Below are 23,439 nucleotides of genomic sequence, written 5' to 3'. Positions count from 1 at the left end.
GAGGTGGAATCTCATTCTCGTCCGGCCTGAAGGAACAAAACCCGAAAAGTGGTCTTCACGACCTTCAGGAGCGCTTCATGATTGCCCCGTGTTCCCCTCGCAACGACAGGCTGCGCCGTGCTGTACGCGCGGCCGTGTTCGGCCTTGGCCTGGCTGCTGGCGGTGCCTACCCGGCCATGGCCCAGGCTGCAATTGCCAGCCAGAGCCAGCAGACCAACTGGAACATCCCGGCCGGCCCACTGGCCCCGGCGCTGGACCAGTTGGCACGCCAGGGCGGCCTGAGCCTGTCGTTCGACGCGAACAGCCTGCAGGGCAAGACCACCCACGGTGTGCAGGGCCGGCATGACAGTGCGCGGGCGCTATCGATCCTGTTGCAGGGCAGCAACGTCCAGGTCCAACAGGAAAGCGCAACCAGCTTCCTGCTGATCCCGGCACTGGATGTGGGAAACGCCCTTGAGCTGGGCGCGACCAGCATTTCCAGCGACCGCCTGGGCGAAACCACCGAGCACACCGGCTCCTACACAACCGGCGAAGTGACCATCGGCAAGATGCCGCAAACCCTGCGCCATACCCCGCAATCGGTCAGCGTGATAACCCGCCAGCGCATCGACGACCAGAACATTACCAACCTGACCAACCTGTTGGAGCAGACACCCGGCGTGGTGGTCAACTACACCGACAGCGAGCGGGTGCAGTATTACTCGCGCGGCTTTGCCATCGACGCCATTCAGTACGACGGCGCCACCGTGGTGCAAAGCAGCGGCGGTGGTTCATTCATCCAGACCGACTCGGCGTTCATCGACCGCGCCGAAGTGCTGCGCGGAGCCACCGGCATGCTGCGTGGCGCCGGCAACCCGTCGGGCACGGTGAACCTGGTACGCAAGCGCCCGACCCATGACTTCCAGGCTACGGGCAGCGTGACCCTGGGTTCGTGGAATGCCCAACGCTATGTGGCCGATATCTCCGGCCCGTTGACCGAAACCGGCAACGTACGCGGGCGGGTAATCGCCGTGCATGACGACCGCGACCTGTTCCAGGACTCGCGCATGGAACGCAAAGAGGCGTTCGGCGGCTCGCTGGCCTTCGACCTGGACGACAGCACCACGCTGACCACCGGTGTCGAGTGGACCAAGCTCGACGCCACCGGCGCCTGGGGCAACCTGCCCGCCGACGCCAGCGGCGCCCCCCTGCCCTTCGGCCGCAGCACCTACCTGGGCGCCGACTGGAACCGCTGGGACCGCAGCAACCTGAACACCTTTGCCGAACTGGAACACCGCTTCGACAACGACTGGACCCTGAAGCTGATGGCTCTGCGTACCCACTTCGAGCTGGACGACCATGGTTTCAAGCAAACCTACATGGAGCGCGCACCGGCCAACCTGAACCCCACCGGCAACCCGTACCTGATGCGATACCAGGTTACCGAAGGCGACGGCGGCGAGAGCCTGCAGAACAACTTGAGCGCCACCCTCAACGGCCCGTTCGACCTGTTTGGCCGCACCCACGAGCTGATGGTCGGCGTCGAACGGATTCGCAACGATTCCTACGCGTCGGCCACCAACCGGGTAATTTCCGGGCTGTACGACATCCGCTACTGGGACCCGAAAACCAGCCTGCCCGAGCCGGAAATCGACATCACCGCACACCCGGTGCGCACCCGTACCACCCAGCAAGCCGCACATGCCACCTGGCGCATTTCGCTGGCCGAACCGCTGACCGCGATCATCGGCGCGCGAGCCAACTGGTATGACAACGAGCAGGAAAACAACACCGGAGCCAACGGCAAGTTCAGCGTCGACGAGAAGATCGTGCCGTACGCGGCGCTGATCTACGACCTGAATGACAACTTCAGCGTATACGCCAGCTACACCGAGATATTCAGCCCGCAGACAGTGGTGGACAAGAACAACTCGGTGCTCGACCCGATCATCGGCGAAGCCTACGAAACGGGCATCAAGGGCGAGTTCTATGATGGCCGGTTGAACACCAGCCTGGCGTTTTTCCGTATCAACCAGGTGGGAACGCCGGTGGATGACATGTCCACGGAAATCGGCTGCAACGGCACCACCAGCCGCTGCAAGATCGCCTCGGGCAAGAGCCGCAGCGAGGGCATCGACCTGGAGATTTCCGGCGAAGTGCTGCCGGGCTGGCAGGTCACCGGTGGCTACACCTACAACACCACCGAGTACCTGAAGAACACGGCAGCCACCAATGGCAACGCGATCCGCACCACCGACCCGGAGCACATGCTGCGGCTGTTCACCAGCTACCGCCTGCCAGGCACACTGGATGCCTGGACCATTGGTGGCGGCGTGCAGGCGCAGAGCGACATCTATTCCGAAAGCGGCACGGCCAAGGCGACCCAGGCAGGGTATACGGTGTACAACGGCATGCTCGGTTATCGCATCAACGACAACTACTCAGTGCAACTGAACGCCAACAACATCTTCGACAAGAAGTACTACCGGCAGATCGGTACCACGGCGACGGGTTACTACTGGGGGGAGCCGCGCAATGTGTCGGTGACCTTGCGCGGGAATTTCTGACGGGGCAACACGGTCGCCTTGTGGGAGCGGCCTTGTGTCGCGAAAGGGCCGCGAAGCGGCCCCAGGGTTTCAACTGCGCCGGACAGATTGCTGGGGCCGCTTTGCGGCCCTTTCGCGACACAAGGCCGCTCCCACAGGTATTGCGCAGCCCTGGAGGACCTCAGTCCGCCACCGCCCGCAAGCGCCCCGTGCGCCGGTACGACTGCCGGGCAAAGCACACGAACAACCCGGCCATCAGCGCCAGCGCGATGGGCAGACCATGCGGCGCCACATCCATCGCCGCACCGCTGACCAGCGGCCCGACCAGGCTACCCACACCCCAGAGCAAGCCCACGCTGGCGTTGGCGGTAACCAGGTCCTGCCCCTTGAAGCGCTGCCCGATCAGTACCAGCGCCAGGGTATAGATGCCCCCTGCCACGGCACCCAGCAGCACCAGCAGCGGCCACAGCAGCCAGGTCAGGTTCAGCAACCAGGGCAAGCCGATACCGATCGCCATCGCCAGCAACCCGCATACCAGGTGCAGCCCGGTGCGCTCCACCCGGTCGGCCAACCAGCCAAGCGGCAACTGGAACAACATGTCACCGGCAAACACCACTGTCACCATCAGCGCCGCCACGCCAACGGCGAAGCCATGGCTGGTGGCATACACCGGCAGCAGCGACAGCACCACGGCATCGAAGAACGAGAAGAACAGCACCGCCACGCACAACGCCGGCGCCACGCGGAAGAAGCCGGCCAGACCGAAGCTCTTTTCACCCTCTTCATGTTCCACATGGTCGTGGGGCACGGTCAGCACGATGCACAGCAGCGCCAGGCCATAGCAGACGGTGACCACACCGGTGATCCACGGGCTGTCCGCGCCCAGTACCGCCAGCATGGCCGGGCCGAGCACCTGGAAACCGGTGAAGCTGGTAGCGTAAAGGGCCATGATCTTGCCCCGGTTGTGCTCCGGACACAGTTCGTTGACCCACGACTCGCCGAGGATGATGGCGATACCCATGCCCAGCCCCAGGCCCAGGCGCAGCAGCGCCAGCAGCCACAGCGAGCCGAATGCCGACTCGAGCAAGGCAATGCTGAGCGTGCACAGGCTGAAGCACAGCAGGTAAATGGTGCGCCGGGTGAGGTGGCGACAGCAGGCGTCGACCAGGAACGCCGAGAGCATCATGCCCGCAGCGGGTATGGCCGAGATGATGCCGATTTCAAGAGTGCTCGCACCGGCTTCATGCAGGCGCAACGACACCAGCGGCAGGCTGGCCCCCAAACTGAAACCCACGACCGAAACGGCGAACAACAAGCCCGCCAGCAAACGCATGTTCATGTACCACTCCTTGCAAACCGAAAAGACGTGCAGACACAGGCGCGCACGCCAGGGCGGCGAGCGACGCGAAAGCGCAGATCAGTTCAGGCGAGGTGTGGCGAGAAGGTGAAGGCAAACAGCACGCTGCGGCGACGCTTGAGCACCGTGTCGCTCGGCCACGCGCGACGCAGGGCCTGGAAGGCAGGCTGGCGGGCGTTTGGCAGGGACTGGGGACGGCACATTGCTTTGACTACTACGCAGGTGGTTGAAGAAAGGGCGGACTCTAGGTCAAGGGTGGTCAAGTCGTCAAATTTCGGGGAGCAACCGCCTTGCATGGCCTCCAGACCTGCGCGGGCCGTTGCAGGAGCAGCCTTGTGCTGCGAAGAGGCCGGCAAGACAACAAATTGTCTTCGCCAGTAATGGCCGCTTCGCAGCACAAGGCTGCTCCTACAGGTTCTGTGCATGCTTTCAGCGCTTGCCGGTACTTGGCAAGAACACCGCCAACAACCCGAACAACGGCAGGAACGAACACACCTCGTACACATACTCGATGCCACGCAGGTCCGCCACATACCCCAGCAAGGCCGCACCGATGCCACCAAAGCCGAACATCAGCCCGAAGAAGATCCCCGCAATCATGCCTACGCTGCCCGGCACCAGCTCCTGCGCATACACCACGATCGCGGAAAATGCCGAAGCCAGGATAAAGCCGATCATCACGCTCAACACGGTGGTCCAGAACAGGTCGGCATACGGCAGCACCAGGGTGAACGGCGCCACACCGAGGATCGAGAACCAGATCACCGCCTTGCGCCCGATGCGGTCACCGATCGGCCCGCCAAAGAAGGTTCCTGCCGCCACCGCACCGAGGAACAGGAACAGGTGCAGTTGCGAGCTGGCCACCGACACCTCGAACTTCTCGATCAGGTAGAAGGTGAAGTAGCTGGTGAAGCTGGCCATGTAGAAGTACTTGGAGAACACCAGCAGGCCCAGCACGATCAGCGCCGTGACCACCCGCCCGCGGGAAATGCCGTGGGTCGCCTGCACTGCCTTGCGCGCCTTGGCCTGGTTGAGGTGCTCCTTGTACCAGCCACGCAGCATCAGGGTGACGCCGAGGAAGAACAGCGCAGCCAGGCCGAACCAGGCCACGTGGCTCTGGCCGAACGGAATGACAATGGCCGCTGCCAGCAGCGGGCCCAGCGCAGAGCCGGTGTTGCCGCCGACCTGGAAGGTCGACTGGGCCAGGCCGAAGCGCCCGCCCGAGGCCAGGCGCGCAATACGCGAGGTTTCCGGGTGGAAGGTCGACGAGCCGATCCCCACCAGTGCCGAGGCCAGCAGGATCATGGGGAAGCTGCCGACGAAGGCCAGCATCACGATACCCACCAAGGTACACAGGGTACCCAGCGGCAGCAGGTTCGGCGCCGGTCGGCGATCGGTGAAGAAGCCGACCCAAGGTTGCAGCAGCGAGGCGGTGATCTGGAACGTCAGGGTAATCATGCCGATCTGGGCGAAACTCAGGTCGTAGTTGGCCTTGAGCATCGGGTAGATCGCCGGCAGCACCGACTGGATCAGGTCATTGATCAGGTGCGCCAGGGCGCAGAAACCGATAATGCGCATCACCAGCGGGGTGGCTTGGCTTGCCGCCGCACTGGTGGGCGCCGTGGAGGCGCTACTGATAGCCATGTGCCTGAATCTCCGTCGGCAGTTTGGGATCCGATTATCGGAAAACAAATAGATACATAGCTACCTTTTTTCTCTCTCTGTCGCGACTCACTTGAAAATGGTTATCAATATAATTAGCATCCTTGGCCCATACCCCCGTCATCGTTGGGCGAAACGGCCCCTAACGCGAGCAGATCGAACCCATGAGCCCGACGCCCGCCGAGCAGTTGCAGCCTGCCCGCCCCCGCCCACGGCAGATCAACACGCGCCACAGCCCATTGGGCAGATGGCTGGCACTGCTATTCCTGCTGGGGCTGGGCGCTGCAGCCTATCTGTACTGGCCGCTGATGCAGCGCCTGGGCAGCGAATTGCACACCGATGCAGGTGAGCGCCGCAGCATCCGCCTGGCCGACGGCACCACCCTGCACCTGGGCAGCGCCAGCGCGATTAACGCCGACCTGCGCGGCCGCACGCGCCAGCTGCAGCTGGTGCAGGGCCGGGTATACCTTGAAGTGATGCTCGACGGCCGAGCCATGGAAGTGACTGTGGGCGATGCGCGCGTCCAGGTGTTTGGTACCCGCCTGCAGGTCGCCCGCCATGCTGGTCATGACGAACTGGTGGTGCTCAACGGCAAAGCCATGGTCATCCAGCGCGGCGAACAGCGCATGGTGTCGGCGGGCGAGCGGGTAACCTTCGATGGCGCAAGTATCGGCCCGGTACTGAAAGCCGACCTCAAGGCCACCGATGGCTGGCGCATCGGGCAGTAGAAAGCCGGCGGCATGCCGTTGGACACGGCAGAACGCGGGCCTGGCCGCTAAGTTTTTGAAAGCGTGCAAATTTTTTTTGAAATGAGTGTTGACAGAGGGGCCGTTCAAGAGAATAATGCGCGCCATCGGCTACATAGCTCAGTTGGTTAGAGCATAGCATTCATAATGCTGGGGTCCGGGGTTCAAGTCCCTGTGTAGCCACCAAACAAGACGAAGGGCTTACCGCAAGGTAAGCCCTTTTTCTTTGCCTGCAAAAAATGCCCCCTACTGGACATGCAATCGCCACCTCAACGCATGCCGGTCACCGCCACAGCCAGGCCCAACCCGATCAGCGCCAGGCCGATTACCCTGTCCACCAGCCTCTGTCGCTCGATCATCGCCTTGCGCAATGCCGCGCTGGAGAAGAACACCGCCACCAGACTGAACCACAGCCAGTGGGCAACGGACATGAAAGCGCCGTAGGCAAAATCCAGCGCCAGCGAGCTGCCAGGCTGTACCACCTGAGTGAAGGCACTGATGACGAACAGCATGGTCTTGGGGTTGAGAGCGTTGGTCAGAAAGCCCGTGCGCAGGGCCTGCATTACGCTGGCGGCGAATGCGGCAGCCCCGTCGAGGGTTAGGCGCCGGGTGTTGGTCAGCGACTGGTAGCCCAGGTAGACCAGGTAACCCGCGCCCAGCACTTTCATGCCCATAAACAGGGTCGGGCTCTGGCTGATGATCACCGCAATGCCCAGTACCGTGTACAGGACATGCACCTGCACTCCCAGGGCAATGCCCACGGCAGCCGCCAGCCCGGCCTTGCGGCCCTGTGCATAACTGCTTCGGGTGACCATGGCAAAGTCGGCACCGGGGCTGATGACGGCAAGCAGGGTGAACAGTGCGACGGCGATGAGTTCGGTCATGCTGGTGGCTCTCGATAGGCGATGGAAATGCACAGACCAGGTAATTATCGAGAGCTTATAGACCAGGAAAAATCGATTTATAGTGAAGCAAATCTGATAGTTTTTTTCACAGAGGTGTAGTGCCGGTGCCGGCCTATTCGCGGGCTCGCCCGCTCCCACAGGTAACCCACATCTCTCAGTTGGTGTGAAACCCTGTGGGAGCGGGCAAGCCCGCGAAGAGACCGGTACTGGCAACACAAATGCCATGAAACTACCGCCACTCAACGCCTTCCGCTACTTCGACATCGCCGCCGAAACCGAGAGCTTCGTGCGCGCCGCCGAGCACCTGCACGTCACCCATGGTGCAGTCAGCCGCCAGGTGCGCCTGCTTGAAGAAAGCCTTGGTGTGGAGTTGTTCGAGCGCCGCAACCGGGCCATTTTCCTTACCCCTGCTGGCCGTGCCTTGCAAGGCACTACCCAGGCGATCTTCGAGCACCTCGAAGGCGCCGTGCAGCGCTTGCAGCAACAGGCCCGCGACAACGTGCTGGTGTTGTCGTGCGAGCCGACCATAGCCATGCGCTGGCTGATCCCGCGCCTGCCCCGCTTCCATGCCGCCAATCCCGACCTGCAGTTGCACCTGGTGGCCGCAGGCGGGCCACTTGACTTCGCCCGCACCGGGGTCGACCTGGCAATTCGCCGCGATGATTTTCACTGGGACAAGCAGCTGCACAACCAGAAGATCTGCGACGAATGGATCGGCCCGGTCTGCCATCCCGCCGCCCCCACCCAACTTGGAGGCCAACGCCTGCTGCACAGCGCCACCCGCCCCGGCGCCTGGCCCAACTGGCTGCGCCTGAGCGGCCAGCAGGCCCGACATACCGAGCGCGGCGACTACGAGCACTTCTACCTGTCGATTCAGGCCGCCAGCGCCGGCCTGGGCCTGGCCATGGCCTCAGCCCTCATGGTGCGCGACGAACTAGACAGCGGCCAATTACAGGCGCCGTTCGGCTTTGTGCGTGATGGCTCGGCATACCACCTGCTCAGCCCCAAGCCGCTAGAAGACGATGGCAAGCGCCAGCGCTTCGCCACGTGGGTGACGGGCGAATGCAGGAGCTGCCTGGCTCATCTGGGCTTGATACAGAACGACGAACCTGCACGGCCGTCGCCACCCCAGGTGCGATAACCCGCGGTATCCACATGAATACGCCCGGACGGATAGCGCCCCAGGCCCATGTTCCAGGCCTGGCCATACTGCTGCCAGAAACGGCACAGGGGGTTGGGGTCCGCCCAGTCGGGTAGCAGGATATCGACGGCGAACGCCCGGGTATGGGCGCTGTTGGCCGCCCCGCCGGCGCAGACGTTCAGGCGTGGGTCTCGATAGGCCGAAACCACCTCGAACTGGCGCAGGATGCCCTGGTCATGGAGCGTCTTGATCAGCGAGAGCGTCGATCGCACCGCGGGCCAGTTGCTGGTGGGCGGCACGGCGAAGGGGGACGCGTGGCACAGCTTCCAGTCCGAAGCCGAACGCAGCAGTTGATGGATAGGCACCATGCCGTAAAGGCGGGCATCCACAAGCATCTCGCGAAATGGCCGTGTCTGATGGTCGCCGGCCCATTGAGCGAACAACCAGACATCACGCTCATCAGCCTTCGCCACCGCACACAACATGGCCAGCACCAGCGGCAGCCATCCAGCTCTTTTCATCCCTGCACCCCTTGCCACAGTATGTGCCACGCTGCCGAATACGGCTGCGCCCAACAAGGAGTTAAGCATGCACAAGATGGCAATACCGAGCCTTGCCGCCCTGGCCTTCAGCGGCCTTGCAGCCGCCGATGCGCGAATCGACCTGGGCGACGCCCAGCGCGTCACCCGCCTTTTCGCCTTCCCCAACAACTGCCACGTGATCTGTTATCGCGACTGGACCCTGGAGCAAACCGTAGAACACTATCTGACCCAAAGCGTTCGCCGCGACGGCCATGCCGCTGCCCAGGTACATGTAAGCCGCGACAACGATCGCCTGCACGCAACCATCAGTGGCGTACCCGCCAACTATGCAAAACCCCTGCGCAAGCTGCTCGACAGCGGTGATCTTGCCTATCAGGCAGCCACTCGGCTGAACGAGGAAGGCAAATGGTCCTATGACTGGTATCTGTTCCTGCCACTGGGCATGGCCCTGCAGAATCGCCGCAGCATCGAACTGCTGCACTTCCCGCCGGACTACTCGCTGACCCAGGCCCAGGACTACCTGCGCTCCAATACCACCGACCGCTGGGCCGAGCTGTTGACATTCAACGGCGTCGACGCCAGCCAGACCCCGGCCTACCAGACCATCATCGATATCGCTCCCATCGCCGCCCCCGCCAGCGCGGGTGAAACGCTGAAGGAAACCTACAGCTACTTCAAGGACTACCAGGTGCGCATGGTCAGCGAGATGACTCTGCAAAACCCCGCCAGGCCCCTGCCGATGGTGGCCTTCGGCGCGCCGGTACGCAGCTGGATCCAGCAGCAGTACGGGCCACAGGTAGATGTGCTGGGCCTGGTCAGCATCAGCCCGCAGCCAGGTGCCAAGGTGCCGGTGCTGGGTGCCAACCACCCTAGTGCCATCTGGTATGCCTCTAACAAGGACAGCCATGGTGGCGACCAGGATGCAGCCGATGCTGCTGGTTTGAAGATGATGGGGCAGGACCTGACGGCCGCCTGCTGGCAGGCGGGGATGGGGCGCAATCAGCGGGCCGACGCCAAGCTGACGCTGGATGCCTGCTCGAACAAGTGGCAGGTGACGCAGAAGAAACAGACCTGCGAACTGTTCTTCCGCACCGTGCGCAAGTACACGCCAGAGCAGGCCGCAGCCAAATGCAATACCGGCAGCGTGACCAGAAGCCTGCGCGACCTGGCCAAGCCGATGGAGGCCCAGCCACAGGACCTGTGAATGAAGCCCGCCCTGCTCAATCTTCGAGCAGGGTGCAGGCCATCACCAGCGCGTCTTCACGGCCGCCGGCAACCGGGTAATAGTCGCGGCGGCGGCCGATTTCGTTGAACCCGTAGCGCTCGTACAAACGATAGGCCGACTGGTTGCTGGCGCGCACTTCCAGGAAGCACTCGCGGCCATTGAGCTGGTAGGCCCGGGCCATCAGGTGCTCGAGCAGGCGCAGGCCCAGGCCGCGGCCCTGATTTTCCGGCTTGACGGTGATGTTGAGCAGGTGCGCCTCGTCGATGATCACGTTGATCACGCCGTGGCCCACCTGCTGCTGGCCGTCGAACATCAGCCAGACTTCGTACGACTTGAGCGCATCCTGAAAAATCCCGCGCGTCCAGGGATGACTGAACGCGGCATATTCGATCTTAAGTACGGCATCCAGATCCGCCTCGGTCATAGGGCGGAAACTGATCGAGTCACTCATTCAACGCTCTTCCAGCGCGCCATCAGCTGGCGCATGGCTTTCCAGACGTCCGCCTTGCGCTGCGGCTCGTCCATCAACAGTTCAAGGCCCGGCAAGGCCCAGGCTTCGCCCAGGCCCTCGAGCTTCAGGGGTTGGTAATAGGCTTCGCCGTCGACATTGGCGGCAAAGCGCAGCGCCGGCAGGCCGACCAGCCACAGGCAAGTGCACGGGGCGTCCTCCAGGCGCGCCTGGACAAAGCCCTGGACGAAATCGCGCGCCGCCTCCGGGCCCTGGTCCATGTTGCCGCGCACCAGCAGCGGCCAGCGCACCGGCTCGCCGATGATCTGCGGAGCGTCGGGCAGGTCGGCGGCGCGCAGCATGTCCTTGAGCAGCAGGTACGACGGGTCGCGGCTCTGGAACGGCTGGCCGGTAGCCAACTCCACCAGCAGCAGGCAGCTGCCGGCACGCAGCAACTGCAACGAGAAGCGCGGGGGTGGCACCGGGGCCGGGCGCGGTGGCGCGGCCTGCTCCTCGGCCTCGGCAGGCTTGGCGGCCGGCTTGGGCGCACTGCCCGGGCGCGGAATCTCGATTTTGGGCCGCTCGCCAGAGCGGGCCTGGGGAGTGGCCGGCGCCTCGTTGGCAGCCGGTGCCGGCCTTACGTCGAAATCGAGGTCCTCGACCGGCGCCACCGGCAGCAGCAGCTCGGGCCGCGACGGTGCGGCGAACGGCAGTTCGGCGCGCGGCAGCCAGTGCACCACTTGCATGGCGGAAAGGTAGGCGCGGCGACGGGGTTCGGTGAGCAAGGGGCGGGTTTCCGAGGGGTGAAGGCAATAGGGGATTCTAACGTGTACACCGTGTTTTTTGCAGCGCCTATCAGACCGAGCGCCGCGCGGGCGGCGCTCGGTCTGAATGCCACTACAAAAATCAAACCAAACCCACTTACGCCATAAGGTTATCCCCCATTACAGACCAAGGGGTGAAAACCTCCCCCTCGGATGCAGTACAATCGCCCCCTTTTTCTTGGCAACGAGTCGAAGCCAATGATCGAACCCAAGCGCGTCCTGCGCGCCCTAGCCGAACACTGGGCCCTGATCGAGCCGCTGTGCGAGCGTTTCGACCAGGGCACCCTGAGCCTGGTCGAATTGCGTCAGCACGTGGCACGCCAGCAGGTCGAGAGCACCCCGCAGGACATCACCCAGCTGCTCGACGTGTGGATCCGCCTGGATATCCTGGTCCCGGTGGCCAAGAGCCCGAACCGTTTCGAGCTCAACGCGCAGATCCACGATTTCCTCGCCTACCTGCGCCGCGAACACCGGCTGGGCCTGTGTCTGGAGATCGAAGCCTACCTGCGCCATCTGGAGCGCCTGGCCGGGCATATCCAGGACGCCTTCGACAACCGCGACAGCGACGACCTGGCGCGCCAGCTGCGCCTGCTCGACATGCGCGTGCGCGATGTACTGAAGAAGCTCGACAACGACGAGCAGGCACTGGTAGCCGTGGCCGAGCGGGCCAAGACCAGCAACCGCCAGATCCCGCTGCGCCAGCGCTATGCCGAAGTACTGGCGACCTGGGACGAGTACGTCGAGCCGATGATCCAGCTGGTCAACGCCGATGGCGCCTTCGAACAGGGCGTGCGCAAGGTCGAGACCGTGCTGCTGAAGCTGCTGGGCGAACAGGCGCGCCTGGGCCACCTGGTCGACGACGACATGCTGTTGCGCACCCACGCGCGCATCCTGGAAATGCAGACCAGCGCCCAGCTGACCCTGCGCCACGCCCGCGAACTGCTGCTGCCTCTGCGTGAGGAAGCCCGCCGGCACAACGCCGTGACCCGTGGCGCCGCACTGGCCCTGTCGGTGATCCGGCGCAAGGGCATCGACGCCGTACCGCAAGCGGCCATGCCGATGTTCACCCGCCCGCAAAGCACTTTCCTCGGCAGCGCCAGCCAGGTCGAGGCCTATGTCTACGCCCTGGCCCGCTTCGAGCCCAAGCCGGCGCGCTTCCCCAAGGCCCACAAGACCCAGTCCGGCGCCCTGCCCCGTGCACCGCGCACGGTCAAGGAAATGGCCGAACGCTGCGAACAGGCCCTGCCGCTGCCCGACCTGATGGTCTGGCTGCTGGAGCAGGAGCCCGAAGGCGCCACCGACGAGCTGCTGTACTGGTTCTCGCGCCTGTCGCGGGAAAAGCGCTTCAAGCGCGAACGCCTCGACCGCCGCGAGTACATCACCCAGGAACACCTGGTCAGCCTGCGCTCGTTCGCCCTGACTTCCAGCCGCGAAGACGCCGCCAGCGCGCCTACCGAATCCAACGCGAGCCCAGCCCATGCATCTTGATCTTTCCGAACTGTCCCAGCTCGCGCCGATCTTCCGCGAGCTGTTCAAAGGCTTCCACGTCAGCCGCCGCGACCCCGAGCTGTACGCCCAGCTGTCGAACTTCCAGGACCAGTACCGCACCCTGTTCAAGGCCCTGGGCTTCGAACTGGTGTGCGACACCCGTGGCTTCTACTACTTCGTGCCGGACATGACCGCCGCGCAGGTCAACAAGACCGCGCAGCGCCTGTCGCTGTTCACCTTCATCCTGGTCGAACACCTGGCCGACCAGGGCCGCGACCCGATGGCCGTGCTCGATGGCGGCAGCATCGGCCGTGACGAACTGCCATCGCTGCTGGACAAGTACCGCGACCTGTTCTTGCAGGCCGAAGTGCAAACCGTGGACGAGCTGGAAGAAAAAATCCTGCGCCGCATGACACAGCTCGGCTTCGCCTTCGAGGAAGGCGGCATCTACCGCTTCCTGCCGCCTATGCATCGCTTCCTCGACGTGTGCCTGGCCGTGCAGCAGGACCGCGACCTGGCAGCCACCCTGCACAGCGACCTGCCGCTGCCGACCCCGGTACTGGTCGAGGAAGAAAGCCCCGAAGAACTCAACCGCACCGACGACCCGCTCGACCTCAGCCCGTTCGAGGGCGAAGAAAGCGAAGAGGAAGCCCTGGCCCGGGCCATCCGCGAAGAGCAACAGGAGATTGACGCATGAGCCAGGAACGCTACGGCATCCGCCGCTTCGCACTGCTCAACACCGCCGGCTACAGCCTTGGCCTTTTCCCGCTGGAACAGCCGCTGTCGGTCTACGGTGCCAACAACCTGGGTAAATCGGCGTCGATCAACGCCCTGCAGTTCCCGATCCTGGCGCGCATGTCGGACATGAGCTTCGGCAAGTACAGCCTCGAGCAGTCGCGCCGCTTCTACTTCGCCAGCGACACCTCGTACATTCTCTGCGAACTGAGCCTGCCCCACGGCCCGCACGTCATCGGCGTTGTCGGCCGCGGCCCGGGCGGCGGCTTCGGCCACCAGTTCTTTGCCTACAAGGGCGAACTGGACCTGGCCCACTATCAGAAGAACGACACCTGCCTGCGCCAGAAAGAGCTGTTCACCAACCTCGAGCGCCTGGGTATCAAGGCCTACGAGCTGAAGCCGGACGAACTGCGTCGTCTGCTGGTTGGTGGCCACACCTCGGTGCCGCTGGACCTGACCATGATCCCGCTGCGCTCGACCAGCGAACAAAGCCTGAAAACCTTCCGCGCGTTGTTCATCAACCTGCTGCACATGCGCGAAATCACCGCCGCCAAGCTCAAGCAGCTGTTCCTCGACGCCTTCGAGCACAGCCTGCGCTCCGGCAGCGTCGACTACATCGCCGCCTGTGAGGAAGCCTTCCGCGACGTGCGCCGCATGGAACAGGACTACAACGCCCTGGTCGCCGCCGGCCCGCTGGTCGAGGCCCTGGCCGGTGGTGTGGCCCAGCGCGACATCCTGCGCGGCAAGCTGCACCGCATTTCGCCAGTGCTCGACACCCTGCTGGGCACTTGGCAGGAATACGCCATGGCTCGCAAGGAAGAGCTGGTGATCCAGGCCGAACACTACCGTGGCGAGCAGGACCGCCTGCAGAACGACCAGCGCGGCGGCACCCAGGAGCTGATGCGCCTGGAGCGTGAAATCACCGGCATCCAGCGCTGGCTGGGCGAGCTGTCGGTGCTCAAGCACCGCTTCGCCCTGGTCGATGACGTCAAGGTGCTGGAGCAGCAACTGCTGGCAGCCAAGGACGCCCACGACGAACTGGCTGGCGCCCTCGCCCAGTCGCGGCAGTTCAGCGCCGAAGACCTGGACGAACGCGTCCGCGACCTGGAAAAGCGCCTTAAGCAGGTCAAGCAACAGCTCGACCACGCCGACAACAACAGCTATGCCCGCCTGCGCGAAGAGTTCTCGCAGCAGGACGTCGACCGCCTGATGCGCCTGTTCAACGGCGCACTGTTCAGCCTGCCGCTGGGTGACCGCGGTATCGAACTGGACGACAGCGACCTGTGGGTAAAATCGCTGGAAGCGGTGCTCGATGGCTTCAAGGGCGAACGCTTCGAAGCCCCGGGCCTGTCCATCGACCTTTCGCACATCGACCCACCGGCACTGCAGGCCCTGGCCGACCGCGCCGCCCTGCGTGACCAGAAAGAGCGCCTGGAAAAAGAGCTGAAGCAGCTCAAGACCCAGCAAGCCGTAGCCGCCGACCGCTCCGCCTCCAAGGCGCAGACCGAAGCCCTGTACCAGGAAGTACTGGACGCGCAGAAGGCGCTGGAAGACTTCCGCCGCAGCGAAACCCTGGCCGCCGAAGAACCCGAGAAACTGGAACAGCTGTCGCAGCTCGAAGCCGCCCAGGATGAACTCAAGCGCTCCAGCGACGCCTTCACCGAACGAGTCCAGCAACTGTCGGCCAAGCTGCAACTGGTCGGCCGACAGATCGGCGACCTCGAGGCCAAGCAGCGCACCTTGGAAGACGCCCTGCGCCGTCGCCAGCTGCTGCCGGCCGACCTGCCCTATGGCACGCCGTACATGGAAGCCATCGACGACTCGATGGACAACCTGCTGCCGCTGCTCAACGACTACCAGGACAGCTGGCAGAGCCTGCAGCGGGTGGACAACCAGATCGAGGCGCTGTACGCCCAGGTGCGCCTGAAAGGCGTGGCCAAGTTCGACAGCGAAGACGACATGGAACGCCGCCTGCAGCTGCTGGTGAACGCCTATGCGCACCGCACCGACGAAGCCCTGACCTTGGCCAAGGCCCGCCGCGCCGCGGTCACCGACATCGCCCGGACCTTGCGCAACATCCGCAGCGACTACGACAGCCTCGAGCACCAGCTGGCCCTGTTCAACCGCGAGATCAACAGGCGCCAGGTATCCAACCTGGAGAGCTTCCGCGTGGTGCTGGCGCCGAACAAGGAAGCGCTCAAGCACATCGACCAGATCATCCACAGCGCCGGTCAATACGAAGAAGGCGAAACCCTGTCGGTATTCGACCTGACCCAGAGCGCCGAGCAGGACAACAAGAACGAAGAGGCCAAGGAATACCTGGCACGGCTGGTGGCGGCCAACCACAACCAGCTGGGCCTGAAGGACCTGTTCGAGCTGGCGTTCGAGATCACCAAGGTCAACGGCCAGCCGGTGATCCACGCCGACATTGACGGCGCGGCATCCAACGGCACCACCATGACCATCAAGGCGCTGACCAACATGTACCTGTTGCTGCACCTGATGGACCGCGACCTGGCCGGGCGCATCCGCCTGCCGTACTACCTGGACGAAGCGGCGGACATCGACGAACGCAACCAGGCTGCGCTGCTGGAAACCAGCCTGCAGCTGGGCTTCGTCCCGATCCTGGCGAGCGTGAAGCCGCAGGTGTCTGCGCGCGTGGCGATCGACCTGGAAGGTGGCAGCGGGCCGAATGGCATCTACATCGACGAGGCGGACTGGAAGTTCATCAGCCGTCGGGATGAGGTGAAGGCGGTTGTGCGTGAGGATCATCAGGCCGAGGAATTGGCCTGAGGTAATTGGGGCCGCTTTGCGGCCCTTTCGCCGGCAAGCCAGCTCCCACAGGTATTGCACAAGCCCCGAGGCCTGCACTGTACCTGTGGGAGCTGGCTTGCCGGCGATGGAGGCCAAAGGCCTCCCGGCGATCTGTCAGGCTATCAATGCGCCCAAGGCAGAATCGGAATCGCTGTCACCGCATTCTGCGGGCTACCTTCGACTATCCGGTCGCTATACACCAGGTACACCAGCGTATTGCGCTTCTTGTCCAGGAAGCGCACCACCTGCATGGTCTTGAACACCAGCGAGGTGCGTTCCTTAAACACTTCCTCGCCATCCTTCAGCTCACCCTTGAAGCTGATCGGCCCGACCTGACGACAGGCAATCGATGCCTCCGCCCGATCTTCCGCCAGGCCCAACCCACCCTTCACGCCACCAGTCTTGGCCCGTGACAGGTAGCAGGTCACGCCCTCGACCTTGGGGTCGTCGAACGCCTCGACCACAATGCGGTCATTCGGCCCGAGGAACTTGAACACGGTGGATACCTGGCCAATTTCCTCGGCCCCGGCCAGCATTGGCAGCACCAATGCCGCCACACCGATTACCCGCTTCAGCAGGCTCATACCAGCACCAGGTTGTCGCGGTGCACCAACTCCGGTTCTGCGCTGTAGCCCAGCAGGCCTTCGATGGCATCCGACGGCTGGCCGATGATCTTCTGCGCTTCCAGGGCGCTGTAGTTGGCCAGCCCGCGGGCCACTTCCAGGCCGTCCGGGCCCACGCACACCACCATCTCGCCACGACGGAAGCTGCCCTGCACGGTTTTCACGCCAACCGGCAGCAGGCTCTTGTTGGCCTGGCGCAGCGCCTGCACGGCACCGGCATCCAGCACCAGGGTGCCACGGGTCTGCAGGTGACCGGCGAGCCACTGCTTGCGTGCCGCAAGCATGCCGCGCTCGGGCGACAGCAAGGTACCCAGGCGTTCGCCAGCCTTGAGGCGATCCAGCACGCGCTCGATGCGGCCACCGATGATGATGGTATGGGCACCGGAACGGGCTGCCAGGCGCGCGGCGCGCAGCTTGGTCTGCATGCCGCCACGGCCCAGAGCGCCACCGGTACCGCCGGCCACCGCGTCCAGTGCCGGGTCGTCGGCGCGGGCCTCGTAGATCAGCTGGGCTTCGGGGTTGTTGCGTGGGTCGGCGTCGAACATGCCATCGCGGTCGGTGAGGATCACCAACAGGTCGGCCTCGACCAGGTTGGCCACCAGCGCCGCCAGGGTGTCGTTGTCGCCGAAGCGGATCTCGTCGGTAACCACGGTATCGTTTTCGTTGATCACCGGCACCACGCCCAGGTCGACCAGCGTGCGCAGGGTGCTGCGGGCGTTCAGGTAGCGCTTGCGGTCGGACAGGTCGTCATGGGTCAGCAGGATCTGCGCGGTGTGCTTGCCGTGCTCGCCGAAGCTCGACTCCCAGGCCTGCACCAGGCGCATCTGGCCGATCGAGGCAGCCGCCTGCAGCTCGTTCATCGCACTCGGTCGCGACGTCCAGCCCAGCTGGCTCATGCCGGCAGCCACGGCCCCGGAGGAGACCAGTACCAACTCCACGCCTGCCTCACGCAGCGCGACCATCTGCTCGACCCAAACGGCCATGGCACCGCGGTCGAGGCCTTTGCCATCGGCGGTCAGCAGAGCACTGCCAATCTTCACGACCCAGCGCTTGGCGCCCGTCACCTTGCTTCGCATCTTCTTCCAACCTATGTCGAATCTGTAGATACCGTGGATACAAAAACGCCGCTCCAAAGAGCGGCGTTTAGTGTACTGCAACCGGTCAGTCGCGCACGTAAATGATTTCCGGGCCGTCTTCGTCGTCCTCGAAATCATCGTCCCAACCGTCATCGTCGCCGATGTCGTGCACGCTCTTGACGCCGGTACGGCGCAGGGTACGGGCATCGTCCAGGGCCTGCAGCTGGGCACGGGCTTCGTCTTCGATGCGCTGGTCGAGGTCGGCCAACTCTTCGGCGTAGGCCGGGTCGTTGGCCAGGCGGTCGGCGCGGTCTTCGAGGTAGCGCATCAGGTCGTGGCTGAGCTTTTCGGTGCCCTGCTTGGAGATGGCCGAGATCACGTAGACCGGGCCTTCCCACTGCAGGCGCTCGACCACTTCCTTGACCCGCTCGTCGCGCTCGTCGTCCATGACCATGTCGGCCTTGTTAAGCACCAGCCAGCGTTCACGCTCGGCCAGCGACGGGCTGAAGCGGGTCAGCTCGTTGACGATGACCTCGGCGGCATCGGCCGGGCTGCTTTCATCCAGCGGCGCCATGTCCACCAGATGCAGCAGCACGCGGGTACGCGCCAGGTGCTTGAGGAAGCGGATACCCAGGCCGGCGCCTTCGGAAGCACCTTCGATCAGGCCGGGAATGTCGGCGATGACGAAGCTCTTCCAGCGGTCGACGCTGACCACGCCCAGGTTGGGCACCAGGGTGGTGAACGGGTAGTCGGCCACTTTCGGCTTGGCGGCCGAAACCGAACGAATGAAGGTGCTCTTGCCAGCATTCGGCAGGCCCAGCAGGCCGACGTCGGCCAGCACTTTCATTTCCATCTTCAGGTCGCGCTGCTCACCCGGCTTGCCCGGGGTGGTCTGGCGCGGCGCACGGTTGGTGCTGGACTTGAAACGGGTGTTGCCCAGGCCGTGCCAGCCGCCTTGGGCGACCATCAGCTTCTGGCCCGGGGTGACCAGGTCACCGATCACTTCCTGTGTGGAGGCGTCGATCACGGTGGTACCGACCGGCACACGCAGGAACAGGTCGTCGCCTTTCTTGCCGGTGCAGTCGGTGCTGCCGCCGTTGGCGCCACGCTGGGCCTCGTGATGACGGGTGTAGCGATAGTCGACCAGGGTGTTGAGGTTTTCGTCGGCGATCATGTACACCGAACCACCGTCGCCACCGTCACCACCGTTGGGGCCACCGTTTTCGATGAACTTCTCGCGACGGAAGCTCATGCAACCGTTGCCACCGTCACCGGCCTTGACCCGAATGGATACTTCGTCAACAAACTTCATTCAAAACCGCCTCTCGCCTGTTGGCGAGTTGAATACCTGAAAAACCTGAGGCTCTTGCAAAAATGAGCGCGGCGGCCCCGTACGACCGTAGAAACCCACGCCGGCAGCCCATACAAACAGCTTTGCAAGAGGCTCACCACAAACGAAAAAGCCCCGTCGCATGACGGGGCTTCTGGAGCGACGTCGCGATTAAGCGGCGACGATGCTCACGTAACGGCGCATGAACTCGCCTTTCTTCTCGAACTTGATCACGCCTTCGATCTTGGCGAACAAGGTGTGATCCTTGCCCATGCCAACGCCGTAGCCAGCGTGGAATTCGGTGCCGCGCTGACGGACGATGATGTTGCCTGGCTTGATAGCCTGGCCGCCATACATCTTCACGCCAAGGCGTTTCGATTCTGAGTCGCGACCGTTACGAGTACTACCACCAGCCTTCTTGTGAGCCATGGTTCAATTCTCCAAATAAATTCAGGGGATCTAGGGGATTAAGCCTGGATACCGGTGATTTTGATCTCGGTGAACCACTGGCGGTGGCCCATACGCTTCATGTGGTGCTTACGACGACGGAACTTGATGATGCGAACCTTGTCGTGGCGGCCTTGCGAAACGACTTCGGCCACTACTTTAGCGCCAGCAACAACTGGAGCACCGATGGTGACTTCTTCCCCGTTGGCGACCAGCAGGACGCGATCGAAGGTCACGGATTCGCCAGTGGCGACTTCCAGTTTTTCGATCTTGAGGAATTCACCTTCAGCGACTTTGTACTGCTTGCCGCCGGTAACGATTACTGCGTAAGACATGGTATTTCTCCGATAATCCTGCTCACCCAGCGCTTTATATGATGAGTATTGGCTGGCATGGCTGCACAGGGCTGGAACGGCCCGGCGCAATTGCGTAAGGCAGGTGCTGCCCAGGAAGTTAGGGTGCGCGATTGTACGCAACCGCGGTTTTGCTTGCAAGTACCGCCCCCGGGGCGCTGGCACCGCGCCTTGACACACCGGGACCCGCGACCTAGCATGCCGCGCAACCTCACTGGAGCAGCCGATGCAACCCCAATCCTTCTACCGCGCGGTGGCTGATGATTTCAGCGCCGTCGACGAGATCATCAAGAAGCAGCTGACCTCGCGCGTGCCGCTGGTATCGAAGATCGGCGACTATATCACGTCCGCCGGTGGCAAGCGCCTGCGCCCCCTGCTGGTGCTGCTGTGTGGCAAGGCCCTGGGCCGCGAAGGCGACGACCTGCGCCTGCTGGCTGCCACCATCGAATTCCTGCACACCGCTACCCTGCTGCACGACGACGTGGTCGACATGTCTGGCATGCGCCGTGGCCGCTCCACCGCCAATGCCCTGTGGGGCAACGCACCAAGCGTGCTGGTGGGCGACTTCCTCTATTCGCGTTCGTTCGAGATGATGGTCGAACTGGGCTCGATGCCGGTCATGCAGATTCTGTCCAAGGCCACCCGCGTGATTGCAGAAGGTGAAGTGCTGCAACTGTCGCGGGTACGCGACGCCAGCACCACCGAGGAAGTCTACATGGAGGTCATCCGCGGCAAGACCGCAATGCTGTTCGAGGCTTCGACCCACAGCGCCGCCGCGCTGGCCGAAGCCACCGACGAACAGCGCGAGGCCCTGCGTACCTTCGGTGACCACCTGGGCGTGGCGTTCCAGCTGGTCGACGACCTGCTGGACTACAAGGGCGATTCGCAGACCCTGGGCAAGAACGTCGGTGACGACCTGGCCGAAGGCAAGCCTACCCTGCCGCTGATCTACACCATGCGCGAAGGCACTGCCGAACAGGCTGCGCTGGTGCGCCAGGCGATCCAGAAGGGCGGCCTGGAAGACCTGGAGCAGATTCGCGTGGCGGTAGAAGAGTCGGGTGCACTGAAGTACACGGCGGAGCTGGCGCGTGACTATGTGAAGCGTGCGATCCAGTGCCTGGAAGTGCTGCCGACCAGCGAATATCGTGATGCGCTGGTCGAGCTGAGCGAGTTTGCGGTCGCGCGTACTCACTGATAGACCGAGTCGTATTCTTCGCGGGCTTGCCCGCTCCCACAGGGACCGCGCAAGCCTCAAAGGTAGCGCAGACCCTGTGGGAGCGGGCAAGCCCGCTAATGCTTTTGTCCGGACATAATCACTTCTGAAAAAATACCTTATACAATTCGGGTTTTTAACCGCCCGTCTGTTTGTTTGAGGAACCGAAGTGAGCACTCTGCCACCCTGCCCGAAATGCAACTCCGAATACACCTATGAGGATGGCACTCAGCTGATCTGCCCTGAATGTGCCCACGAGTGGTCGGCCAGCGGCGACGCCGAAGCGGCCAGCGACGAGGTGGTGAAGAAGGACTCGGTCGGCAACATCCTGCAGGACGGCGACACCGTCACCGTGATCAAGGACCTCAAGGTCAAGGGCTCGTCCCTGGTGGTCAAGGTCGGCACCAAGGTCAAGAACATCCGCCTGTGCGACGGCGATCACGACATCGACTGCAAGATCGACGGCATCGGCGCCATGAAGCTGAAGTCCGAGTTCGTGCGCAAGGTCTGATTTTCCATAAAACCGCCAATTGGCGCTTGCTATTAAGATAATAAGAATTATTCTCATTGGAACTGCTTTCCAAGGAGAATAGCCATGACTTATCTGATCGACGCCTGGCTGGACCGCCCTCACCCCTACCTGCGCATTCTTCATCGGGAAACCGGCGAAGTGTGCGCGGTGCTTGAAGAAGAAGCGCTCGACGAGCTGCGTGACCAGGGAGACCTGGACATGAGCGGGCTTAACTCGAGTGAACCGGGGGTGCTCAAGGAGCTGGTGCGGAATCTGTTTCTGTTCTGCTATGCGCGGGCGTTGCGCCCCGGGGGGACAGACTGGAACTAACGGACCTGGCGAGGGCTTCGCCCTCGATCGCGACACAAGGCCGCTCCTACAGGTGCATGCGTTCCCCTGTAGGAGCGGCCTTGTGTCGCGAATGGGCCGCAAAGCGGCCCCAGCGGCATTACAGAACGTCGAGCAGCTCGACGTCGAACACCAGCACGCTGTGCGGCGGGATGCTGCCAACGCCTTGGGCGCCGTAGGCCAGCTCGCTCGGCACGTAAAGGCGCCATTTGCTGCCAGCGTTCATCAGCTGCAGGGCTTCGGTCCAGCCAGCGATCACACCACCTACCGGGAATTCAGCCGGCTGACCACGGTCGTAGGAGCTGTCGAACACAGTGCCGTCGATCAGGGTGCCGTGGTAGTGGGTGCGCACGTTGTCTTCGCGGGTCGGCTTGGCGCCTTCACCTGCGGTCAGTACTTCGAACTGCAGGCCCGAAGCCAGGGTGGTGATGCCGTCACGCTTGGCGTTCTCGACCAGGAATGCCTTGCCAGCGGCAGCAGCGGCTTCAGCCTTGGCAGCTGCTTCGGCTTGCATCACGTCGCGGATGACCTTGAAGCTGGCCGACAGGTCGGCTTCGCTGACGCGGCTGTCGGCGCCATTGAAGGCGTCGGTCAGGCCGGCCAGGATGGCTTCCAGGCTGACGCCTGGTGGCGGGTTGTCGCGCAGTTGGCCGCCCAGCTGACGGCCGATGCCGTAGCTGACGCGAGTTTCGTCGGTGGACAGGTTGAGTTCGGACATTGTCGTGCTCCACTGCAGGGCGCAGTGAAGCCGCGCCCTTGATGAAAAGGGCGAGCAGCCTAGCACACTGGGGCGCTGCGAGCAGCTACCAGGCCGAGCGCTGGGAAATCGGCACCTTCAAGTCTTCTTCCGGGTGCGTGCCCATGCCGCACATTTCGTCCTGTACCGACCAGTGCACCAGGTTCATCGAGACCATGGGGATGGTTTGCAGCAACTTGCGCGCATCCTCCACCGAATGCACGCGCAAGCGTTCACCACGGGCATCGGACAGGGGGTGGGGGTGGCCTTTGATCCGGGCCTCTAGCAGGTAGTCCCCGCCTTCGATGGCGATCAGGTTCAGTTCGTCGACATGGCCAGCCCTGGCCTCGGTGTTGAGCTGATGCAGGTTCATGAGAGCACCTCGCGATG

General features: G+C 63.4%; 23 protein-coding genes, 1 tRNA gene and 1 pseudogene. 11 read left to right on the top strand and 14 right to left on the bottom strand.

What is annotated here, in order from left to right:
• Positions 1–77 precede the first annotated feature (77 nt).
• Positions 78–2,546 (top strand): TonB-dependent siderophore receptor, encoded by a 2,469-nt coding sequence (locus V3314_RS07480; protein WP_338460094.1) that lies wholly within the window; start codon positions 78–80, stop codon positions 2,544–2,546.
• 160 nt (positions 2,547–2,706) lie between these two features.
• Here V3314_RS07480 and V3314_RS07475 read toward each other — a convergent pair whose 3' ends face one another.
• The 3 genes from V3314_RS07475 to V3314_RS07465 all read right to left on the bottom strand — a co-directional run bounded on the left by V3314_RS07475 (position 2,707) and on the right by V3314_RS07465 (position 5,526).
• Complete coding sequence (locus V3314_RS07475; protein ID WP_046616784.1) at positions 2,707–3,864, bottom strand: MFS transporter; 1,158 nt, start codon at positions 3,862–3,864, stop codon at positions 2,707–2,709.
• Positions 3,865–3,947: 83 nt separating this feature from the next.
• A complete protein-coding gene (locus V3314_RS07470; RefSeq protein ID WP_173015086.1) occupies positions 3,948–4,085 on the bottom strand; it encodes a hypothetical protein in 138 nt (45 codons plus the stop codon).
• Between the two features lie 226 nt (positions 4,086–4,311).
• Positions 4,312–5,526, bottom strand: coding sequence for an MFS transporter (locus V3314_RS07465; protein WP_338460093.1), 1,215 nt, complete (start codon positions 5,524–5,526; stop codon positions 4,312–4,314).
• Between the two features lie 203 nt (positions 5,527–5,729).
• Here V3314_RS07465 and V3314_RS07460 point away from each other — a divergent pair.
• Positions 5,730–6,269, top strand: a pseudogene (locus V3314_RS07460) (FecR domain-containing protein); the annotation flags it as partial.
• Between the two features lie 130 nt (positions 6,270–6,399).
• Positions 6,400–6,476: transfer RNA gene (locus V3314_RS07455), tRNA-Met, on the top strand.
• A gap of 83 nt (positions 6,477–6,559) precedes the next feature.
• Here V3314_RS07455 and V3314_RS07450 read toward each other — a convergent pair.
• Positions 6,560–7,174: a LysE family transporter gene (locus tag V3314_RS07450; RefSeq protein ID WP_338460092.1), complete on the bottom strand. Its 615-nt coding sequence runs from the start codon at positions 7,172–7,174 to the stop codon at positions 6,560–6,562.
• A gap of 244 nt (positions 7,175–7,418) precedes the next feature.
• On the opposite strand from V3314_RS07450, the gene V3314_RS07445 reads away from it, so the two are divergent.
• Positions 7,419–8,336 carry a LysR substrate-binding domain-containing protein gene (locus V3314_RS07445; protein ID WP_338460091.1) on the top strand — a complete coding sequence of 306 codons (918 nt, stop codon included), beginning with the start codon at positions 7,419–7,421 and terminating at the stop codon, positions 8,334–8,336.
• Here V3314_RS07445 and V3314_RS07440 read toward each other — a convergent pair.
• Entirely contained in the window at positions 8,276–8,857 is a 582-nt protein-coding gene (locus tag V3314_RS07440) for a D-Ala-D-Ala carboxypeptidase family metallohydrolase (RefSeq protein WP_284385791.1), read from the bottom strand. The two genes, V3314_RS07445 and V3314_RS07440, sit on opposite strands and share 61 nt — an antisense overlap.
• Before the next feature lie 67 nt (positions 8,858–8,924).
• Here V3314_RS07440 and V3314_RS07435 point away from each other — a divergent pair, with 67 nt between their 5' ends.
• Positions 8,925–10,082, top strand: a complete 1,158-nt coding sequence (locus tag V3314_RS07435; RefSeq protein ID WP_046616793.1) for a hypothetical protein — start codon at positions 8,925–8,927, stop codon at positions 10,080–10,082.
• Positions 10,083–10,098: 16 nt separating this feature from the next.
• On the opposite strand, the gene rimI is transcribed toward V3314_RS07435, so the two are convergent.
• Positions 10,099–10,554, bottom strand: coding sequence for a ribosomal protein S18-alanine N-acetyltransferase (gene rimI, locus V3314_RS07430; protein WP_046616794.1), 456 nt, complete (start codon positions 10,552–10,554; stop codon positions 10,099–10,101).
• Complete coding sequence (locus V3314_RS07425) at positions 10,551–11,336, bottom strand: energy transducer TonB (protein WP_196173274.1); 786 nt, start codon at positions 11,334–11,336, stop codon at positions 10,551–10,553. Before V3314_RS07425 ends, rimI begins: the two co-directional genes overlap by 4 nt.
• A gap of 237 nt (positions 11,337–11,573) precedes the next feature.
• Here V3314_RS07425 and mksB point away from each other — a divergent pair, with 237 nt between their 5' ends.
• From mksB to mksF, 3 genes are read left to right on the top strand one after another with little or no spacing between them, the layout of a single operon-like run.
• On the top strand, positions 11,574–12,863 hold the full coding sequence (gene mksB, locus V3314_RS07420) for an Mks condensin complex protein MksB (protein WP_024086237.1): 1,290 nt from the start codon (positions 11,574–11,576) through the stop codon (positions 12,861–12,863).
• The gene (gene mksE, locus V3314_RS07415) at positions 12,853–13,560 is read left to right on the top strand and encodes an Mks condensin complex protein MksE (protein WP_013970824.1); all 708 of its coding nucleotides are present in this window, start codon (positions 12,853–12,855) and stop codon (positions 13,558–13,560) included. The genes mksB and mksE overlap by 11 nt, the downstream gene beginning before the upstream one ends.
• Positions 13,557–16,391 carry an Mks condensin complex protein MksF gene (gene mksF, locus V3314_RS07410; RefSeq protein ID WP_046616798.1) on the top strand — a complete coding sequence of 945 codons (2,835 nt, stop codon included), beginning with the start codon at positions 13,557–13,559 and terminating at the stop codon, positions 16,389–16,391. The genes mksE and mksF overlap by 4 nt, the downstream gene beginning before the upstream one ends.
• 143 nt (positions 16,392–16,534) lie before the next feature.
• Here the strand turns inward: mksF and V3314_RS07405 are convergent, their stop codons facing one another.
• From V3314_RS07405 to rplU, 5 genes are all read right to left on the bottom strand, one after another.
• Positions 16,535–16,987, bottom strand: coding sequence for a CreA family protein (locus V3314_RS07405; RefSeq protein ID WP_161797641.1), 453 nt, complete (start codon positions 16,985–16,987; stop codon positions 16,535–16,537).
• 5 nt (positions 16,988–16,992) lie between these two features.
• A complete protein-coding gene (proB, locus tag V3314_RS07400) occupies positions 16,993–18,111 on the bottom strand; it encodes a glutamate 5-kinase (RefSeq protein ID WP_046616800.1) in 1,119 nt (372 codons plus the stop codon).
• Positions 18,112–18,196: 85 nt separating this feature from the next.
• Positions 18,197–19,423, bottom strand: a complete 1,227-nt coding sequence (gene cgtA, locus V3314_RS07395; RefSeq protein WP_046616802.1) for an Obg family GTPase CgtA — start codon at positions 19,421–19,423, stop codon at positions 18,197–18,199.
• Between the two features lie 189 nt (positions 19,424–19,612).
• Positions 19,613–19,870: a 50S ribosomal protein L27 gene (gene rpmA / locus V3314_RS07390; protein ID WP_046616804.1), complete on the bottom strand. Its 258-nt coding sequence runs from the start codon at positions 19,868–19,870 to the stop codon at positions 19,613–19,615.
• A gap of 38 nt (positions 19,871–19,908) precedes the next feature.
• The gene (rplU, locus tag V3314_RS07385; protein WP_003247466.1) at positions 19,909–20,223 is read right to left on the bottom strand and encodes a 50S ribosomal protein L21; all 315 of its coding nucleotides are present in this window, start codon (positions 20,221–20,223) and stop codon (positions 19,909–19,911) included.
• 244 nt (positions 20,224–20,467) lie between these two features.
• On the opposite strand from rplU, the gene V3314_RS07380 reads away from it, so the two are divergent.
• The 3 genes from V3314_RS07380 to V3314_RS07370 all read left to right on the top strand — a co-directional run bounded on the left by V3314_RS07380 (position 20,468) and on the right by V3314_RS07370 (position 22,295).
• Positions 20,468–21,436 carry a polyprenyl synthetase family protein gene (locus tag V3314_RS07380; protein ID WP_338460089.1) on the top strand — a complete coding sequence of 323 codons (969 nt, stop codon included), beginning with the start codon at positions 20,468–20,470 and terminating at the stop codon, positions 21,434–21,436.
• Between the two features lie 187 nt (positions 21,437–21,623).
• On the top strand, positions 21,624–21,965 hold the full coding sequence (locus tag V3314_RS07375) for a zinc ribbon domain-containing protein YjdM (RefSeq protein WP_009686103.1): 342 nt from the start codon (positions 21,624–21,626) through the stop codon (positions 21,963–21,965).
• Between the two features lie 84 nt (positions 21,966–22,049).
• Complete coding sequence (locus V3314_RS07370) at positions 22,050–22,295, top strand: hypothetical protein (RefSeq protein ID WP_003256316.1); 246 nt, start codon at positions 22,050–22,052, stop codon at positions 22,293–22,295.
• Between the two features lie 118 nt (positions 22,296–22,413).
• On the opposite strand, the gene V3314_RS07365 is transcribed toward V3314_RS07370, so the two are convergent.
• Both V3314_RS07365 and V3314_RS07360 read right to left on the bottom strand, forming a co-directional pair.
• Positions 22,414–23,031 (bottom strand): FKBP-type peptidyl-prolyl cis-trans isomerase, encoded by a 618-nt coding sequence (locus tag V3314_RS07365; RefSeq protein WP_025337633.1) that lies wholly within the window; start codon positions 23,029–23,031, stop codon positions 22,414–22,416.
• 85 nt (positions 23,032–23,116) lie between these two features.
• The gene (locus V3314_RS07360; RefSeq protein WP_015268897.1) at positions 23,117–23,422 is read right to left on the bottom strand and encodes a DUF6482 family protein; all 306 of its coding nucleotides are present in this window, start codon (positions 23,420–23,422) and stop codon (positions 23,117–23,119) included.
• Between the last annotated feature and the right edge of the window lie 17 nt (positions 23,423–23,439).

The sequence above is a fragment of the Pseudomonas sp. TE3-3-F2023 genome, assembly GCF_036784815.1.
GTDB classification, from domain to species: Bacteria; Pseudomonadota; Gammaproteobacteria; order Pseudomonadales; family Pseudomonadaceae; genus Aquipseudomonas; species Aquipseudomonas pudica.
Note: the sequence above shows the minus strand (reverse complement) of the source record. Positions and strands in the feature narration are given on the sequence as shown.

What these genes read in the sequence shown, in the direction of transcription:
- V3314_RS07365 (WP_025337633.1), bottom strand. Translation starts at nt 23,031, where the DNA reads ATGTCCGAACTCAACCTGTCCACCGACGAAACTCGCGTCAGCTACGGC.
- cgtA (WP_046616802.1), bottom strand. Translation starts at nt 19,423, where the DNA reads ATGAAGTTTGTTGACGAAGTATCCATTCGGGTCAAGGCCGGTGACGGT.
- V3314_RS07465 (WP_338460093.1), bottom strand. Translation starts at nt 5,526, where the DNA reads ATGGCTATCAGTAGCGCCTCCACGGCGCCCACCAGTGCGGCGGCAAGC.
- V3314_RS07450 (WP_338460092.1), bottom strand. Translation starts at nt 7,174, where the DNA reads ATGACCGAACTCATCGCCGTCGCACTGTTCACCCTGCTTGCCGTCATC.
- V3314_RS07470 (WP_173015086.1), bottom strand. Translation starts at nt 4,085, where the DNA reads ATGTGCCGTCCCCAGTCCCTGCCAAACGCCCGCCAGCCTGCCTTCCAG.
- rpmA (WP_046616804.1), bottom strand. Translation starts at nt 19,870, where the DNA reads ATGGCTCACAAGAAGGCTGGTGGTAGTACTCGTAACGGTCGCGACTCA.
- V3314_RS07370 (WP_003256316.1), top strand. Translation starts at nt 22,050, where the DNA reads ATGACTTATCTGATCGACGCCTGGCTGGACCGCCCTCACCCCTACCTG.
- mksB (WP_024086237.1), top strand. Translation starts at nt 11,574, where the DNA reads ATGATCGAACCCAAGCGCGTCCTGCGCGCCCTAGCCGAACACTGGGCC.
- V3314_RS07380 (WP_338460089.1), top strand. Translation starts at nt 20,468, where the DNA reads ATGCAACCCCAATCCTTCTACCGCGCGGTGGCTGATGATTTCAGCGCC.
- V3314_RS07475 (WP_046616784.1), bottom strand. Translation starts at nt 3,864, where the DNA reads ATGAACATGCGTTTGCTGGCGGGCTTGTTGTTCGCCGTTTCGGTCGTG.
- V3314_RS07445 (WP_338460091.1), top strand. Translation starts at nt 7,419, where the DNA reads ATGAAACTACCGCCACTCAACGCCTTCCGCTACTTCGACATCGCCGCC.
- V3314_RS07360 (WP_015268897.1), bottom strand. Translation starts at nt 23,422, where the DNA reads ATGAACCTGCATCAGCTCAACACCGAGGCCAGGGCTGGCCATGTCGAC.
- V3314_RS07440 (WP_284385791.1), bottom strand. Translation starts at nt 8,857, where the DNA reads ATGAAAAGAGCTGGATGGCTGCCGCTGGTGCTGGCCATGTTGTGTGCG.
- mksF (WP_046616798.1), top strand. Translation starts at nt 13,557, where the DNA reads ATGAGCCAGGAACGCTACGGCATCCGCCGCTTCGCACTGCTCAACACC.
- rimI (WP_046616794.1), bottom strand. Translation starts at nt 10,554, where the DNA reads ATGAGTGACTCGATCAGTTTCCGCCCTATGACCGAGGCGGATCTGGAT.
- rplU (WP_003247466.1), bottom strand. Translation starts at nt 20,223, where the DNA reads ATGTCTTACGCAGTAATCGTTACCGGCGGCAAGCAGTACAAAGTCGCT.
- mksE (WP_013970824.1), top strand. Translation starts at nt 12,853, where the DNA reads ATGCATCTTGATCTTTCCGAACTGTCCCAGCTCGCGCCGATCTTCCGC.
- proB (WP_046616800.1), bottom strand. Translation starts at nt 18,111, where the DNA reads ATGCGAAGCAAGGTGACGGGCGCCAAGCGCTGGGTCGTGAAGATTGGC.
- V3314_RS07480 (WP_338460094.1), top strand. Translation starts at nt 78, where the DNA reads ATGATTGCCCCGTGTTCCCCTCGCAACGACAGGCTGCGCCGTGCTGTA.
- V3314_RS07435 (WP_046616793.1), top strand. Translation starts at nt 8,925, where the DNA reads ATGCACAAGATGGCAATACCGAGCCTTGCCGCCCTGGCCTTCAGCGGC.